The organism is Bizionia myxarmorum, assembly GCF_008086205.1.
GTDB lineage: Bacteria > Bacteroidota > Bacteroidia > Flavobacteriales > Flavobacteriaceae > Algorimicrobium > Algorimicrobium myxarmorum.
The window spans coordinates 305,124-320,325 of sequence record NZ_VSKK01000002.1 but is presented as its reverse complement, the minus strand read 5'-3'; the positions used below and the strand labels follow the sequence as shown (position 1 = coordinate 320,325).

The 15,202-nt window shown below is 33.5% G+C and carries 17 protein-coding genes; 11 read left to right on the top strand and 6 right to left on the bottom strand.

Annotation, left to right across the window (positions count from 1 at the left end; genetic code table 11):
- Positions 1-5: 5 nt before the first annotated feature.
- Positions 6-731, bottom strand: a complete 726-nt coding sequence (locus ES674_RS10530; RefSeq protein WP_148403994.1) for an RDD family protein — start codon at positions 729-731, stop codon at positions 6-8.
- Positions 732-764: 33 nt separating this feature from the next.
- Between ES674_RS10530 and ES674_RS10525 the strand changes: the two genes are divergently transcribed.
- The 7 genes from ES674_RS10525 (at position 765) to ES674_RS10495 (ending at position 7,441) form a co-directional block, all read left to right on the top strand.
- A complete protein-coding gene (locus tag ES674_RS10525; RefSeq protein WP_148403993.1) occupies positions 765-1,730 on the top strand; it encodes a stage II sporulation protein M in 966 nt (321 codons plus the stop codon).
- Between the two features lie 10 nt (positions 1,731-1,740).
- Positions 1,741-2,661 (top strand): hypothetical protein, encoded by a 921-nt coding sequence (locus ES674_RS10520; RefSeq protein WP_148403992.1) that lies wholly within the window; start codon positions 1,741-1,743, stop codon positions 2,659-2,661.
- On the top strand, positions 2,654-3,379 hold the full coding sequence (locus ES674_RS10515) for a hypothetical protein (RefSeq protein WP_148403991.1): 726 nt from the start codon (positions 2,654-2,656) through the stop codon (positions 3,377-3,379). Before ES674_RS10520 ends, ES674_RS10515 begins: the two co-directional genes overlap by 8 nt.
- Complete coding sequence (locus ES674_RS10510; RefSeq protein WP_148403990.1) at positions 3,372-4,571, top strand: DUF4350 domain-containing protein; 1,200 nt, start codon at positions 3,372-3,374, stop codon at positions 4,569-4,571. The genes ES674_RS10515 and ES674_RS10510 overlap by 8 nt, the downstream gene beginning before the upstream one ends.
- Positions 4,571-5,572, top strand: a complete 1,002-nt coding sequence (locus tag ES674_RS10505) for an AAA family ATPase (RefSeq protein ID WP_148403989.1) — start codon at positions 4,571-4,573, stop codon at positions 5,570-5,572. Before ES674_RS10510 ends, ES674_RS10505 begins: the two co-directional genes overlap by 1 nt.
- Positions 5,573-6,904: a DUF58 domain-containing protein gene (locus ES674_RS10500; RefSeq protein ID WP_148403988.1), complete on the top strand. Its 1,332-nt coding sequence runs from the start codon at positions 5,573-5,575 to the stop codon at positions 6,902-6,904. It abuts the gene before it with no gap.
- 117 nt (positions 6,905-7,021) lie between these two features.
- Positions 7,022-7,441 carry a DUF2141 domain-containing protein gene (locus ES674_RS10495; RefSeq protein ID WP_148403987.1) on the top strand — a complete coding sequence of 140 codons (420 nt, stop codon included), beginning with the start codon at positions 7,022-7,024 and terminating at the stop codon, positions 7,439-7,441.
- An 82-nt stretch (positions 7,442-7,523) separates the two neighbouring features.
- Here ES674_RS10495 and ES674_RS10490 read toward each other — a convergent pair whose 3' ends face one another.
- Positions 7,524-8,003 carry a Dps family protein gene (locus ES674_RS10490; RefSeq protein WP_148403986.1) on the bottom strand — a complete coding sequence of 160 codons (480 nt, stop codon included), beginning with the start codon at positions 8,001-8,003 and terminating at the stop codon, positions 7,524-7,526.
- Positions 8,004-8,108: 105 nt separating this feature from the next.
- Here ES674_RS10490 and ES674_RS10485 point away from each other — a divergent pair, with 105 nt between their 5' ends.
- The gene (locus ES674_RS10485; RefSeq protein WP_148403985.1) at positions 8,109-9,047 is read left to right on the top strand and encodes a LysR substrate-binding domain-containing protein; all 939 of its coding nucleotides are present in this window, start codon (positions 8,109-8,111) and stop codon (positions 9,045-9,047) included.
- Between the two features lie 30 nt (positions 9,048-9,077).
- Here ES674_RS10485 and ES674_RS10480 read toward each other — a convergent pair whose 3' ends face one another.
- From ES674_RS10480 to ES674_RS10470, 3 genes are all read right to left on the bottom strand, one after another.
- Positions 9,078-9,275 carry a hypothetical protein gene (locus tag ES674_RS10480; RefSeq protein WP_148403984.1) on the bottom strand — a complete coding sequence of 66 codons (198 nt, stop codon included), beginning with the start codon at positions 9,273-9,275 and terminating at the stop codon, positions 9,078-9,080.
- Between the two features lie 210 nt (positions 9,276-9,485).
- Positions 9,486-10,286, bottom strand: coding sequence for a TIGR00266 family protein (locus ES674_RS10475; RefSeq protein WP_148403983.1), 801 nt, complete (start codon positions 10,284-10,286; stop codon positions 9,486-9,488).
- 262 nt (positions 10,287-10,548) lie between these two features.
- Positions 10,549-11,016: a DUF4442 domain-containing protein gene (locus ES674_RS10470; protein WP_148403982.1), complete on the bottom strand. Its 468-nt coding sequence runs from the start codon at positions 11,014-11,016 to the stop codon at positions 10,549-10,551.
- A gap of 141 nt (positions 11,017-11,157) precedes the next feature.
- On the opposite strand from ES674_RS10470, the gene ES674_RS10465 reads away from it, so the two are divergent.
- The 3 genes from ES674_RS10465 (at position 11,158) to ES674_RS10455 (ending at position 13,873) form a co-directional block, all read left to right on the top strand.
- Positions 11,158-11,604, top strand: a complete 447-nt coding sequence (locus ES674_RS10465; protein ID WP_148403981.1) for a DUF4870 domain-containing protein — start codon at positions 11,158-11,160, stop codon at positions 11,602-11,604.
- Between the two features lie 104 nt (positions 11,605-11,708).
- Complete coding sequence (locus ES674_RS10460) at positions 11,709-12,047, top strand: PadR family transcriptional regulator (protein ID WP_148403980.1); 339 nt, start codon at positions 11,709-11,711, stop codon at positions 12,045-12,047.
- Positions 12,047-13,873, top strand: a complete 1,827-nt coding sequence (locus ES674_RS10455; RefSeq protein WP_148403979.1) for a PspC domain-containing protein — start codon at positions 12,047-12,049, stop codon at positions 13,871-13,873. The genes ES674_RS10460 and ES674_RS10455 overlap by 1 nt, the downstream gene beginning before the upstream one ends.
- A 150-nt stretch (positions 13,874-14,023) precedes the next feature.
- Here the strand turns inward: ES674_RS10455 and trxB are convergent, their stop codons facing one another.
- On the bottom strand, positions 14,024-15,010 hold the full coding sequence (trxB, locus tag ES674_RS10450) for a thioredoxin-disulfide reductase (RefSeq protein ID WP_148403978.1): 987 nt from the start codon (positions 15,008-15,010) through the stop codon (positions 14,024-14,026).
- Positions 15,011-15,202: the final 192 nt, after the last annotated feature.

The following is a 15,202-nucleotide window of genomic DNA, read 5'->3' as shown; positions in this document are numbered from 1 at the left end:
TCTGCTTACATTCTTTGGGTGTAGTAATTATAATCTTTCAAAATAGTATCTATAAATTCTTTATCGAACATATCAGAATCTATTTGTAAAATACCACAAATTTTTTCACGAATCAGCTTTAAGGTTTTGTAGTCGTTACTGCGACTAGAAATATTAAACGCTTCTTTAATAATACGGACATCTTTATCGCTTAACAACGTAACATTGTTGAAAGTCGGTTCATAATCGTCCGTAATATCTTCTAAAATAGTACTCGTTATTTTGTGTTTTTGTTTCACACTAATGACTACGGTTCCTGCAGCAGAATCACCAACGCGTTGTTTTTTATCTGATAATAAAATACTCATCACACCTATGGAAGCAAAAAACAACCAAATATCAATTATACGAAGCATCCAACGTACCAATAAATTATGCCATTCAGTTGGGGCGCCATCATAACGAACCACCTTAATTTTCATAATCATTTTTCCAATAGTTTGACCGCTAAACAACACATGACAAAGCAAGGAGTAAAATAATGCCGGAAGTGTTATAAGTCCTAATATGCCGCGTTTTGTCCAGTTATCTGTTATAAAAAAATCTGAAAAACTAACTAGGTTTTCCATGATCGTCAAGTACGCTATTAAAATTAATCCATCGATTAAAAAAGCCACCAATCGCTCACCAACTCCAATGAGTTTGTAATCTAAATTCACATTTTGCGCCGTGTTAATTGCTATATTGCTCATGGAAATGTATATTCGTTTAAATTTTAATAGTCTATGCGCGAAGCGTCATTCGTGAAGCAAAATAAGGAAAAATGGCTGGTATTTGAAAAGGCATTACATAATAATGTTAAAATAAATCCAGACGACCTCGCTTCATACTATATTCAACTTACTAATGATTTAGCTTACGCACAGACTTACTACGCTGACAGTAAGACGCTTTTGTATTTAAACTCCTTAGCATCCGAGGCGCATCAGAAAATATATATCACCAAAAGGGAGTCGAAAAATAAAATTATTTCTTTCTGGAAATATGAATTTCCCCTGTTTTTTAGAGCCTATCACAAAACGCTATTGTACACCTTTATAATTTTCATGTCGGCTGTTTTAATTGGTGTAATTTCTACTTTAAATGACGATAGTTTTGTTCGTCTTATTTTAGGGGACTCTTACGTAAATATGACTATTGAAAACATAGAAAATGGTGAAGCTATGGCCGTATACAAAAGCGGCAGTCAAATTGGAACCTTTTTAGGTATTACTATAAATAATATTCGGGTAGCGATTATGGCCTTTGCGTTTGGTGTATTTTTTAGCGCAGGCACTATTTATATTTTATTTAGTAATGGCATTATGTTGGGCGCGTTTATCACATTCTTTTATAATTATGGCATTTTAGAAAAAACATCTACCATTTGGCTTCACGGCACTATTGAAATTTCAGTAATTGTTATTGCTGGTTGTGCCGGTTTAGTAATGGGGAATAGTTTTTTATTCCCAAAAACCTATTCCAGGCGTGTATCGTTTATGAAAGGCGCTAAAGACGGCCTAAAAATAGTAGTGAGCACCATTCCGTTTTTTATAGTGGCAGGGTTTATTGAAGGATTTATTACCCGATTTGGTGAACAAATGCATCCTATTTTATCATATAGCATTATATTCGCTTCATTAGCACTCATTGTATTTTATTATATCATTTACCCCATTAAATTGAATAAAAAATTAGCCATAAATCTATAAAACCTATCGTTTGGAAAAACCCTATTTAGAACTTCGTACGCGAAATACTTTTGGCGATATCGTTAATAATTATTTCCAGTTTTTAAAACTTAATTTTAAGCACTACCTTAACTTATACTTACGTTACAATGCCATAAGCATCATTTTAACGCTTATTGGATCGTACTTATTAGTTACAGGCTTTATGGGTTTAGCAAGTCGTGATTTCAGGTTTGGAATGGATTCAAATCTAAACACCGACATCTATTTAATAATAGGTGGTTTGGTATTAGTACTTATTTTATTTATTACGGCCATACTTAATTATAGTTTTTCAAGTGCTTATATTAGTGAGTATGTAAAACATGAAGGAACCGTTACATCTGCGGGAATTTGGAATTCCATTAAAAAGAATTTAGGAAGTATTGTACTTTTAGTGCTCATTGGTATTGCTATGTATATGGCCTATTTTGTTTTATCCATAGCGTTAGCCTTTATTCCTTTATTAGGCATGTTAGCACAATACGCCATTAGTTTTACGGTAAGTGCACTTTTCGGATTATCTTTTATGGCTATTTTTAATGGAAATAAACCGGTTGGTGAAGCTATTTCAGAAGCTTGGTCCTTTACATTCGCTAATTTTATTCGTGTTGTCTTTTTCGGTTTAGTGATTGGAATTTTAAACCTCATGCTCACATTTTTAGTATTAGCAATTCCAGGATTTATTATTGGTTTTTATACGTATTTTTCTGTTGAAAGTGAAGTCGATTTTTTATCTAGCACATTCGCAACACTTGTGTTTACTATCGGTTTTGCTATGTTTATTCTAGCATTCATATTTTCGCAGGCTTTATCACAAGTAGCTTATGGTGTTCTATTTTTCAATTTACATGAAGAGCGATACAATGGCTATTTAAAAGAACGCATAGACGAAATTGGCGTCAATGAATAAACACCAAAAACATATAACTTATATTTTATCGGGTTTGTTTTTTATAAAACAAACGGTTTCTGTGGCTCAAGATACTATTCAAAAAGACACGACTAATATTGCCGTTCATTATTTTAAAGAAGGCATAAAAAAACGCTATTCTGGCAGCGATTTTAATTACAATATTAATGATACAGGCGGGGTTAATTTACTCCAGGAATTACTAGAGAAATTTTTCAGTTGGTTAGGGAATTTATTCGGAATTGATATAGATTTTATAGATTATAAAACATTAGAATATATAGTTTATGGCCTTTTAGCTTTAGGCGCTTTATATTTAATAATAAAGTTTTTATTGGCAGCGCCCATGAATGCTGTTTTTAAAACAGAAGAAAAGACGATGGATGCTTTCAGTTATATTGAAGAAAATATTCAGCAAGTCGATTTTGATAATTTGATAAAATCAGCATTAGATGAAACCAATTATCGTTTAGCAACCCGTTATTTATACTTAAAATCACTTAAAAGTTTAACGAACAAAAATATTATTGATTGGCATTATGATAAAACCAATTCTGATTATTTAAATGAAATTTCAGATGATGGAATCAAGCAATTATTTAAACGCATCTCTTATATCTACGACTATGTGTGGTACGGTGAGTTTTCTATTGATGAAACCGCTTTCAATAAAAATCAAGCCGATTTTTTAACACTAAACAAACGCATCAATGGATAAACGCTCAAAAATTGCTCTGTACGGCATTGGCGGCATTATCCTTTTGCTAATGATTGCCGAAGTTGCCAAACCTAAAGCCTTGAACTGGCGAAATTCCTATTCAGCTGCCGATAAAATCCCCCTGGGATGTTATGTGCTATTTAATGATTTGAAAACGTTCACATCAAACCCTTTAGAAAATTCGGATAAAAGTCTTTATGAAACTTTAAATAATAATCCTGACATTCAAAATACATCCTTAATTCTTATTAACGATTATATTAGTGTTGAAGATGAAGGATCTGATGCGCTATTAAAATTTGTAGAAAATGGAAATACGGTTTTTATTAGCACCGGTTCCATGTATGGGAAATTAGCCGATACGCTGAATATCAAAATTGACCAGAATTATGACGGCTTATTTAAACTGGCTACAAAATCTGTTTTCGTCAACAAAAATTTAAAAAACAACGAACGCATATTTGATGACGTGATTGAAAACACATTTTTCATTTCTATTGATACCACAAAAGCTAGCGTTTTAGGTTATATGAGCGATGAGAATCATTCCAAAAAAGAGATTAACTTTATAAAAACACCTTTTGGTGAAAATGGCGGTACTTTTTATATTCACACCAATCCCTTTGCATTTACTAATTACCACTTATTGAATGACAAAGAGGATTATGCGGCAAGCGTTCTATCCTATCTGCCAGAAAACAATAGTATACTTTGGGACAATTATTACAAAAGTGGTCGCAAAGTTATAAAAAGCCCCTTGCGCTTTATATTAACAAATTCAGCCTTAAAATGGTCCTTTTACATCAGTTTAATAAGCTTAATTATCTTTGTTATTTTTAAAGGAAAACGCACGCAGCGCATTATTCCTGTTGTTGAACCTTTAAAAAATTCAACTGTTGAATTCACCCAAACTATAGGCGATTTGTATTACCAACATGGTGATTATACCAACATAATTGAAAAGAAAATAACGTACTTTTTAGAATTTATCAGAGCTTCCTATTATTTAGAAACTAATGAATTTAGCGAGCGTTTTATTCAGAAATTAGCTGTGAAATCATCAAATACGGTTCAAGAAACGAAATCACTTATCGATTTAATCACGTTTTTAAAATCGAAAAACAACCATACTGAAAACGAGTTAACAGCGCTTAACAGACAAATAGAACATTTTACAAAAAATAATTTATAATGGAAGAAATTAACCAAACCGAAGGCGAAGCATTAAATTTCACCAACAGAATTGACCTAAAACCATTGCAAGCTCATGTGGAAGCTATCAAGACGGAAATGGGGCGCATTATTGTTGGCCAACATGAAATGATTGAGTTACTTATAATCTCCATTTTATCTAACGGCCATACCCTAATTGAAGGTGTTCCTGGTGTAGCCAAAACGGTAACTGCCAAATTATTAGCGCGCACTTTGGATGTGGATTTTAGTAGAATTCAATTTACACCCGATTTAATGCCAAGTGATATTTTAGGAACGTCTATTTTCAACGTTAAAACTAGTGAGTTTGAATATAAAAAAGGACCCATTTTCTCCAATATTATTCTGATTGATGAAATAAATCGGGCACCAGCCAAAACACAAGCGGCCTTATTTGAAGTTATGGCGGAACGCCAAATCACTATTGATAATAATGAATTTATAATGGAACCGCCATTCTTGGTTTTTGCCACACAAAATCCCATTGAACAAGAAGGAACCTACCGTTTACCCGAAGCACAATTGGATCGTTTCTTATTTAAAATTAATGTGGATTACCCGTCTTTAGAAGATGAAATTCAGATTTTAGTAGATAACCATAAACGCGAAGATCAAATAGATTTTAGCACTATTAAACCTGTTTTAAATGCCGCGGACATCATTAGGTATCAAGGTTTAATTAAGCAAGTTTTAGTGGAAGACCATTTGCTGCATTACATCGCTTCCATAGTGAATAGCACACGAAATAATGCCAATTTATATTTGGGTGCATCGCCGCGTGCATCTATTGCGATTTTAAATGCTGCCAAGGCCAATGCTGCCATTCAAGGACGTGATTTTGTGACACCAGACGATATTAAGCGCTGTACGAAAGCCGTTTTAAAACATAGATTGGTATTAACGCCAGAACGTGAAATGGAAGCTTATACCGTGGATAAAGTGGTAGAACAAATTCTTGAAACTATTGAAATACCAAGATAATTGAAACGTATTTTTAAACATATCTATTTAGAGTCGCGTTTTTTTGTCTGCCTAATTGGTTTTGCCTTTCTTTTTCTTTTGGCTTACCAATTTCCCGGACTATTTCCAATTTGCGTGATGCTTTTTGGCATTTTCGCAGTACTGGTTTTAGTAGATAGCGTTTTGCTATTTAAACAAAAAGGTCTGGAAGCTAAAAGGTTGCTGCCTGAAAAATTAAGTAATGGCGATGAAAATGTTATAGAAATAACCCTAAAAAACTCCTATAACTTCAAAGCCCAATTAAAACTAATTGATGAAATGCCGTTTCAATATCAGAAGCGAGATTTTGAAATTGACACGACATTAGAAAAATTAACCGATAAAAAAATAACCTACACCTTACGTCCCCTGGAACGTGGCGAATATCATTTTGGCAATCTCAATGTATATGTCACCTCACCTATCGGATTATTAACGCGTCGTTTTCAATTTGGAAAAGATGCCATGGTTCCTAATTATCCGTCCTTTCTTCAGCTGAAAAAATACATGCTTTTAGCTTTCTCGAATAAAATTTTCGAATTTGGTTTAAAGAAAATCCGACGGATTGGACATACCATGGAATTCGAGCAAATTAAAGAATACGTTTCAGGTGATGACATTCGAAATATTAACTGGAAAGCTACTGCAAAACGCAGTCAGATGATGGTGAATCAATTTCAAGATGAACGTTCACAACCTATTTATAGCGTTATTGATAAAGGTCGAGCTATGAAAATGCCGTTCCATGGTTTAAGTCTTTTAGATTATGCAATTAACGCCACTTTGGTAATTTCTAATGTGGCTTTAAAAAAACAGGATAAAGCGGGCATGTTTGCGTTTTCAAGAAAAGTAGCCAACAAAGTGGTTGCCGAACGCCGACCATCACAGATGAATCAGATTATGGAAACGCTCTATAATTTAGACACGGATTTCTCGGAATCGGATTTTTCTAGGTTGTATATTGATATTAAGCGCAGTTTAAATCAAAGAAGTCTGTTGTTGCTTTATACCAATTTTGAAACCTTGGATGCTTTACACAGACAATTACCCTATTTACAAGCCATTGCTAAAAATCATGTGTTGGTGGTTATCTTTTTTGAAAACACCGAATTATATAAACTAACTCAAAAGGCGTCCAGGAATACCTTCGAAATTTTTGAGAAAACCATTGCCGAGAAATTTGTTTATGAAAAAAAGCTCATCATTAACGAATTGCAAAAACACGGTATCCAAAGCGTTTTAACAGCTCCTGAAGATTTAACCTTAAATACCATTAATAAGTATTTAGAAATCAAGGCTCGTGGTTTAATTTAATATAATTCAACTTCTTTTACATTCCATCCTAAAAAAACAACAGTTCAGTGAGCTTACTTTTCAAAACAGTTTTGTGTTGAATACATTTACAGTGTATTAATCTAAAAACCAACAGATATGAAAACGCTTGCCATTATTATCGCCTTCACGTTAACCACATTTTTATCCTACGCACAAGACAGTTTACAAACTTATACTATTTCTATTAGGTTAGAAAACCCTTCAAATAATAGAGGTCATGTTTTAATTGGTTTACATTCTGCAGATACGTTTATGAAATCTGAAGGACTTCAAAATGCTAAGTTAAAAGTGATAGATGGCAAGGTTCATGCTACTTTTGAAAATGTAAAACCTGGAAATTATGCGATTATGGTTTTTCATGATGAAAATGATAATTCCAGAATGGATTTTGAACCGAACGGAATGCCTATGGAATCTTATGGCATTTCCAATAACCCCATGTTATTTGGCCCACCAACCTTTAACGATGCTAAATTTGAATTATATGAAGATACGGAAATCAGCATTCGATTTTAATAAAATTCAGAATAATAGGTATAAAAAAAGCGACCTGTACAAAATGTGCAGGTCGCTTTTTTTATGAATAGATTATCGTATATTATACGGTTTCGCCTAACCAAGCTTTCATCATCCAAACCGTTTTTTCTTGCTCTGTAATAAAGTCGCTCATCATAGAGTTGGTACCTTCATCACCAGCTTCGTCTGTTTTATTCAATATTTGACGTTCCATTTTAAGTAATTCAGAAAGTGAATCCACAATTAAACGCACCGCTTTTTCATCTTCAGAAATATTTTTTCCTACTGGTACTTTAGCCGCTTTTGTATAATCGTCAAACGTATGTAATGGCGTTTCACCTAATGTTAAAACACGTTCCGCTATTTCATCTACTTTTAAATTAGCATCGGTATATAACTCTTCAAATTTTACATGTAAATCAAAAAAACGCTTTCCTTTAATATTCCAGTGAATTCCTCTCAAGTTTTGATAATATACTTGAAAATTGGCTAATAATCCGTTTAAGTCTTTAGCTATATCTTTTGTTTTCTTTTGGTCTAATCCTATCGTATTTAATGTCATAATCTTCTCTATTTTAAGTTCAATGTAAATTTAAGACATAATTAGCAGCTTTCAGTATAAGTTTTATTGATAGTTTTTATATTTTTATAGTCTAAATTGATACCTATGACCATTACGCAACTTTATTACGTTTTAGCCGTTGCCGAGCAGCAAAATTTCACCAAAGCAGCCGAGACCTGCTTTGTTACGCAACCCACTTTGAGTATGCAAATTCAAAAGTTAGAGGACGAATTGGATATTCTCATATTTGATAGAAGTAAAAAACCGATTGAATTAACCGAAGTTGGTAAAAAAATAGTGAGTCAGGCCAAGAATATCGTTAATGAATCCAATAGAATTAAAGATATTGTTGACCAGCAAAAAGGTTTTATAGGTGGCGAATTTAAATTGGGCATTATTCCTACCATCATGCCCACATTACTACCCATGTTTTTAAAAACATTCATTAAAAAATATCCAAAAATAAAATTAAAAATAGAAGAGTTAAATACTGAAGAAATAATATCACGTTTAAACGAAGGCCATTTGGATGCCGCCATTGCTGCCACACCTTTAGAGAATGCCAATATTAAAGAACGTGTTTTATATTTTGAACCTTTTGTTGGATACATTCCCGAGCATCACCGGTTACATAATAAGCAGAAATTAAATGCAGCCGATTTAGAAATTGACGATATGCTTTTATTAGAAGATGGACATTGTTTTAGGGACGGCGTTATTAATTTATGTAAGGCGTTTAAAACTCAAAACGAAGACCAATTTCAACTTGAAAGCGGCAGTATTGAAACTTTAATAAAACTATCTAATGAAGGATTAGGCATGACGCTTCTACCCTATTTACATACTTTAGATTTAAGCGATAAAGCCAAAGGAAACCTACATTATTTTAATGAGCCATCACCGGCTCGGGAAGTAAGCTTATTGTATCATAAAAGCGAATTGAAAATGCAGATTATTGATGCTATGCACAACGTAATCTCTGGAATTATTAGAGGTGCTATAGCTTTTCAAAACGTTAGTATTATTAGTCCGCTACCTAAATAAAAAAAGGAGACCAAAATGGTCTCCTTTTTTTTACTCTTCTAAATAGATTAAACATTGATCTAAATCGGGATTTTGCTTTATTAAAGATTGGATAAAAACTTTAAGCTCTTCAATTTCATATGGTAATAACCGCTGAAGGGCTTTTTGTACTTCTTTGCAAAATAACGTCGCGTCAAAACTTACCTTATTAAGTACAGTTTTAGTGTACTCAAACATTGCTCTAGACATTTCTTTAAAATTTTAGGTTAAAAAAGTAGATTTTTTTATAGGCTTTAATATCTTTTGGTTTGTACTAATATAGCAAAAAAATGCATTGTTTTGGAATGCCAACAAAACTTTAACATCAAAATGAAAACCATTAAAATTTAAAACTTGCGCAAAGCCTTCACCTTATTAGCTTTACTAAAATTAAGCTCAAGTAATAACTTGTTAAAAATATTAAAACCTATTATCGCCGTCTAGTAAATCGCCTAATCCGCCTAAAATACTGCCTTCTCCTTTATCTTTTCCACCACCTTTAGGCGCTGAAGCTAAAACACGACCTGCAAGTCTACTAAAAGGTAGGGACTGAATGTAAACCGTTCCTGGGCCTTGTAGTTTGGCGAAAAACAAGCCTTCACCACCAAAAACAGTGTTTTTTATGCCACCAACAAACTCAACATCATAATCTACACCTTGCGTGAAACCCACAATACATCCAGTGTCTACCCGAAGAATTTCACCAGCTTGTAAAACGCGTTTAGCCATGGTACCACCAGCATGAACAAATGCCATGCCGTCACCTTCTAACTTCTGCATAATAAATCCTTCACCACCAAAAAGTCCGCGACCCAATCGTTTGCTAAATTCTATACCAACACTCACACCTTTGGCGGCACACAAAAAGGCATCTTTCTGACAAATAAATTTTCCGCCATACTCCGTTAAATCAATTGGTAAAATTTTCCCAGGATAAGGTGAAGCGAAACTGACACGTCTTTTACCAACCAAATTATTATAAAATACGGTCATAAATAAACTTTCACCCGTTAGAATTCGTTTTCCCGCACCTAAAATGGAGCCTAGTAATCCTTTGTTTTGGGTAGAACCGTCACCAAATATAGTTTCCATTTTAATTCCATCATCCATCATCATAAAACTACCAGCTTCCGCCACAACGCCTTCTTGAGGATCCAGTTCTATTTCAACATATTGCATTTCTTCACCATATATGGCGTAATCTATTTCGTGTGCATTCATAATTTTTAGGTGTTAGGTGTTAGGTGTTAGGTGTTAGGTGTTAGGTGTTAGGTGTTAGGTGTTAGGTGTTAGGTGTTAGGTGTTAGGTGTTAGGTGTTAGGTGTTAGGTGTTAGGTGTTAGGTGTTAGGTGTTAGGTGTTAGGTGTTAGGTGTTAGGTGTTTATAAGTTGCCTTATTTAGAGTTTTGTTACAATAGCTTAACTTTTTTAATAAAACAGAATTATCAATTTAACATATTTGATTTTCTGGAAACTCTAATTGTTTACTGTTTACTTGGTTTTTTCAACTTAAGTGTCCATTCAAAGTTAAATTTAGAAACTACTATGTTTTCAGAATTAGTACCCACGGCATGCATCCAAATGGTTTGGCCTTCACCAGTTTCAATCGTGTTTTTTATAGCCTCGTCTATTTTACTACCATCTTTACAAACAAAGGTAATACGTCCCGTAGCTTTTTTTGAAAAACTAGCGTTATTGGTGGCTACCAACATGGAAATATTTCTTCCACTCGCTTTAATTTTCTGCATGACCAAAGCGCCAGTTGTAAGTTCTGCAGCCATCCCTTGAACTGCCCAAAACATGGATTTAAAAGGATTTTGATTAATCCAACGATGCTTTACACTGACAACACACTTTTCAGAATCTAATGTTTTTGCTCGCACACCTGTAAAATATGCTGCTGGTAATTTAAACATAAGAAACATATTGAGTTTGCTAGGAGATATGGTCATTTGCTATATAATTTCTATAAATATATTGAAAAAAACTGAATAGTAATTTGTTAATTTTATGTTAATTTTTAGTACTTTGTATTGCACAATACCTTCCTAAAGATATATATTTGCATAAGCAACTATTATATACTTTTAGACATGATTGAAAATCACCAAAAAAACATAGCCACATTTATTCACCTATCCACCTTTTCTAGGTTCTTAATTCCTTTTGGAAATTTTATTGGACCTATCCTATTATGGATTATGAATAAGGACAAATCTGAATTTGTAGATCAACATGGTAAACAAGCCATCAATTTTCAGATTAGCATTTTATTGTATGCCATAATTATCGGCATGATAACGATTCCATTTTTCATTTTTAATCTGATTAGCGGTTTCGATTTTCTAAATATTAACGCGTTTGATAACATTCAAATCAACATTACCAAACCTTCTCCTCTACTTTACATAACCGGTGGTTTAGGATTTTTGGCTGTAGTTGGTTTCATTTTAGAACTCATTTTTATTGTCAAAGCAGCTTTATCGGCTAGAGATGGACATGAGTACAACTATCCATTAACCATTAAATTTTTAAAATAAATAGTACAATTTCATCAAATCAATCAAAAAATGAACAATTTAAAAAAATCACAAGGAAAAACTGGCTTTAAGCGGTTTCACTTCCTTAAAATTCACAGAAACACATGAAAATAGAAAACACAAAAGCACAAATGCGTAAAGGTGTTTTGGAGTATTGTATTCTTTCGGTATTAAAAGACGATGATGCGTATGTAGCCGAAATTTTAGAAACTTTAAAAGATGCCAAATTATTGGTGGTGGAAGGCACTATTTATCCTTTACTCACCAGACTTAAAAATGCTGGACTTCTTAATTATCGCTGGGAAGAATCCACATCTGGGCCGCCACGAAAGTATTATGGCCTCACCGACACCGGCAAGTTGTTCCTAACGGAATTAACCACAACTTGGGATGAATTACAAAACGCAGTGAATTTAGTAACCACTCAAAAAAATACGAAATAATGAATAAAACAGTCAACATAAATTTAGCCGGTATCTTTTTTCATATTGATGAAGATGCATACCTAAAATTACAACGCTATCTTGAGGCCATAAAACGTTCATTTACAGACTCTCAAGGTCGCTCAGAAATTATAGCGGACATTGAAGCCCGAATTGCCGAATTATTTAGCGAGCGTGTTACGCATGATAAACAAGTTATTGGTAATAAAGAGGTAGAGGATGTAATCACTATCATGGGACAACCAGAAGATTATCTGGTTGATGACGAAATATTTGAGGACGAACCACACAATTACAATAAGCAAAAAAGTGGTCCGAGTAAAAAACTATTTAGAGATACAGAAAACTCATATATTGGTGGTGTTTCTGCAGGTTTGGGACATTACTTTGGGATTGAAACCGTCTGGATCCGTTTATTATGGATTGTTCTAATATTTGGTGCAGGAACAGGTGTTCTACTCTATATATTATTATGGATTCTGGTTCCTGAAGCCAAAACAACGGCAGACAAACTAACCATGACCGGTGAGCCCGTTAACATTAGTAACATTGAAAAAAAAATTAAAGACAGTTTTGATAATGTTTCAGATGTTGCCAAAAATGTTGGTGAATCCTTAACTGGAACTGCCAAATCGGTTTCAGATTCTGTTTCCGGAGCAGCCAGAAATGTTAATTTTCAAAAGCATGGAAATAGTATAAAATCTAGCTCTCAAAGTTTTTTTGACGCTATTGGTTCCATTATTATGTTCTTTTTGAAAGTGGTTGCTAAATTTGTAGCTATTCTACTAATAATAGTTGGTGCGAGCGCGTTAATTGGACTGCTAATCGGCTTATTTTCAGTAGGAATAGCAGATGTTGTACATATACCAGGATTAGAAATTGTTGATGCTGCTAATGCGTCCAATACACCTATTTGGTTAGTATCCTTGCTTGCGTTTTTAGCCGTGGGGATTCCGTTCTTTTTCGTCTTCTATTTAGGATTGAAAATATTGATTAACAACTTAAAATCCATTGGTAATATTGCCAAATTCACCTTACTGGGTTTGTGGTTAATTTCTATTATCAGTTTAAGTGTTATTGGTATTAATCAAGCAACCCAACATGCTTTTGATGCGAGCGTTTCAAAAAAAGAAACCTTAAATATTACGGCAAATGATACTTTAACAGTTCAAATGGCAGAAAATTTAACCTATAATAAAAACTACAGACGCAGCGGAAACTCTAGTAAGATAACCTATGATGCGAATAATGAGAAAATTATTTACTCTAGAGATATTCGCTTAATTGTTAAGTCCACCAGAGATTCTTTAGCTTATATAACCGTTGAAAAACAGGCAGATGGCAGCAATTTTTTAATTGCGAAAAATCGCGCAGAGAAGATTAACTACGGCTATGAAATAAACGGCAACACCTTAACTTTAGATCCATTTTTAACCACGGATATTAAGAATAAGTTTAGTGATCAAGAAGTTGAAATAATCTTACATCTACCAGTAGGAAGCACCTTATTTGCTGATAGTAACACTTATGAATTTCATCGAAACTCTGATTATTATAACGACATTTTAGAAAATGGTATGGAAGAACATTATTTAGAAATAATAAGTGATGGCGTTATTTGCAAGGATTGTCCTGAAGATGATTTTAAAGTGAATATTGACATCAATAATGAAGCGTCCCAAGTAAAAATAAATAAAAATGGAATTCAGATAAATTCAACAGATTCTAGTTTGGATTTAAACGAAGAAGGCATAAAAGCTAAAACGGAGGACGTAAAAGTGAATATCAATCAAAACGGAATACAAATAACAACGGATAAAAATTAAATCAATCAAAAATCAACCAATCATGACCACATTATCACAATTTATTATCGCAGTTATTATAAACCTTTATATATTCCTATTTTAAAAGTAGTTAGAAACAAAAAAACCGAAGCAATTGCTTCGGTTTTTTAATATATAAACGTTTTATTCTTAATTATATGTGGATGTACTTACTTCAAAATTGGCATCTTTAGCAGCTAAATAACGCTCCGCATCCAATGCTGCCATACAACCTGTGCCAGCAGCAGTAACCGCTTGTCTGTAAACATGATCAGCAGCATCACCAGACACAAAAATACCTTCTAAATCAGTTTTAGAGCTTCCAGGAACATTAATTATATAGCCGGTTTCATCTAAATTCAAAAAGTCTTTAAAAATATCGGTATTGGGTTTATGTCCTATAGCTACGAAAAATCCGGTTGCAGGAATTTCGTGTTTTTCATTAGTCTTATTATTAAAAACGCGAACACCGGTTACAACTTGACCATCTCCTAAAACTTCATCCGTTTCTGTGTTGTATAAAATTTCGATGTTTTCCGTTTTTTGAACACGAGCAGCCATAATTTTAGAAGCTCTAAATTCATCACGTCTTACCAGCATCGTTACTTTCTTACATAATTTGGACAAGTAATGTGCTTCTTCACAAGCACTATCTCCTGCTCCAACGATTACTACTTCTTGATTTCTATAGAAAAAACCATCACAAACTGCGCAAGCCGAAACGCCGCCGCCTAATTTCAAATATTTTTGCTCCGATTCTAAACCTAAATATATGGCTGAAGCACCAGTAGAAATAATTATAGTTTCACAATGGATTTCCTTCTCATCATTAACCCACACTTTATGAGTACCACCAGATTTTGAAAAATCAACCTTCGTTACCCAACCATCGCGCACATCAGTTTCAAAACGTTCCGCTTGTTTTTGTAACTCCATCATCATAGCTGGACCGGTTATACCTTCTGGATAACCCGGAAAATTTTCAACTTCATTGGTGGTTGTTAACTGACCTCCAGGTTGCGTACCTTGATATAAAACAGGTTTCATATTTGCTCTAGCAGCGTAAATAGCGGCTGTATAGCCAGCTGGACCAGATCCTATTATTAAACATTTAATTTTCTCTATAGTTTCAGACATAATATGATTGTAATTTTATGAGTACAAAAGTAGAATTTTTTGCTTCAAACCGCTCCATAATCTTATTAAAAGTTATTATGAAGGTATTAGTTTTACTAATAGACCTTGAAAATGTGGATATTAATACATATTTCATTTTTATAAACCGAATCCCTTCACGTTTTCACGTTAAAGATTATATTTTTTCCGTTA

Coding starts and splice junctions, on each gene's coding strand:
- ES674_RS10465 (WP_148403981.1), top strand. CDS start 11,158: ATGATTGAAAATCACCAAAAAAACATAGCCACATTTATTCACCTATCC.
- ES674_RS10525 (WP_148403993.1), top strand. CDS start 765: ATGCGCGAAGCGTCATTCGTGAAGCAAAATAAGGAAAAATGGCTGGTA.
- ES674_RS10490 (WP_148403986.1), bottom strand. CDS start 8,003: ATGACATTAAATACGATAGGATTAGACCAAAAGAAAACAAAAGATATA.
- ES674_RS10515 (WP_148403991.1), top strand. CDS start 2,654: ATGAATAAACACCAAAAACATATAACTTATATTTTATCGGGTTTGTTT.
- ES674_RS10480 (WP_148403984.1), bottom strand. CDS start 9,275: ATGTCTAGAGCAATGTTTGAGTACACTAAAACTGTACTTAATAAGGTA.
- ES674_RS10510 (WP_148403990.1), top strand. CDS start 3,372: ATGGATAAACGCTCAAAAATTGCTCTGTACGGCATTGGCGGCATTATC.
- ES674_RS10485 (WP_148403985.1), top strand. CDS start 8,109: ATGACCATTACGCAACTTTATTACGTTTTAGCCGTTGCCGAGCAGCAA.
- ES674_RS10505 (WP_148403989.1), top strand. CDS start 4,571: ATGGAAGAAATTAACCAAACCGAAGGCGAAGCATTAAATTTCACCAAC.
- ES674_RS10530 (WP_148403994.1), bottom strand. CDS start 731: ATGAGCAATATAGCAATTAACACGGCGCAAAATGTGAATTTAGATTAC.
- ES674_RS10475 (WP_148403983.1), bottom strand. CDS start 10,286: ATGAATGCACACGAAATAGATTACGCCATATATGGTGAAGAAATGCAA.
- ES674_RS10455 (WP_148403979.1), top strand. CDS start 12,047: ATGAATAAAACAGTCAACATAAATTTAGCCGGTATCTTTTTTCATATT.
- ES674_RS10495 (WP_148403987.1), top strand. CDS start 7,022: ATGAAAACGCTTGCCATTATTATCGCCTTCACGTTAACCACATTTTTA.
- ES674_RS10460 (WP_148403980.1), top strand. CDS start 11,709: ATGAAAATAGAAAACACAAAAGCACAAATGCGTAAAGGTGTTTTGGAG.
- trxB (WP_148403978.1), bottom strand. CDS start 15,010: ATGTCTGAAACTATAGAGAAAATTAAATGTTTAATAATAGGATCTGGT.
- ES674_RS10470 (WP_148403982.1), bottom strand. CDS start 11,016: ATGACCATATCTCCTAGCAAACTCAATATGTTTCTTATGTTTAAATTA.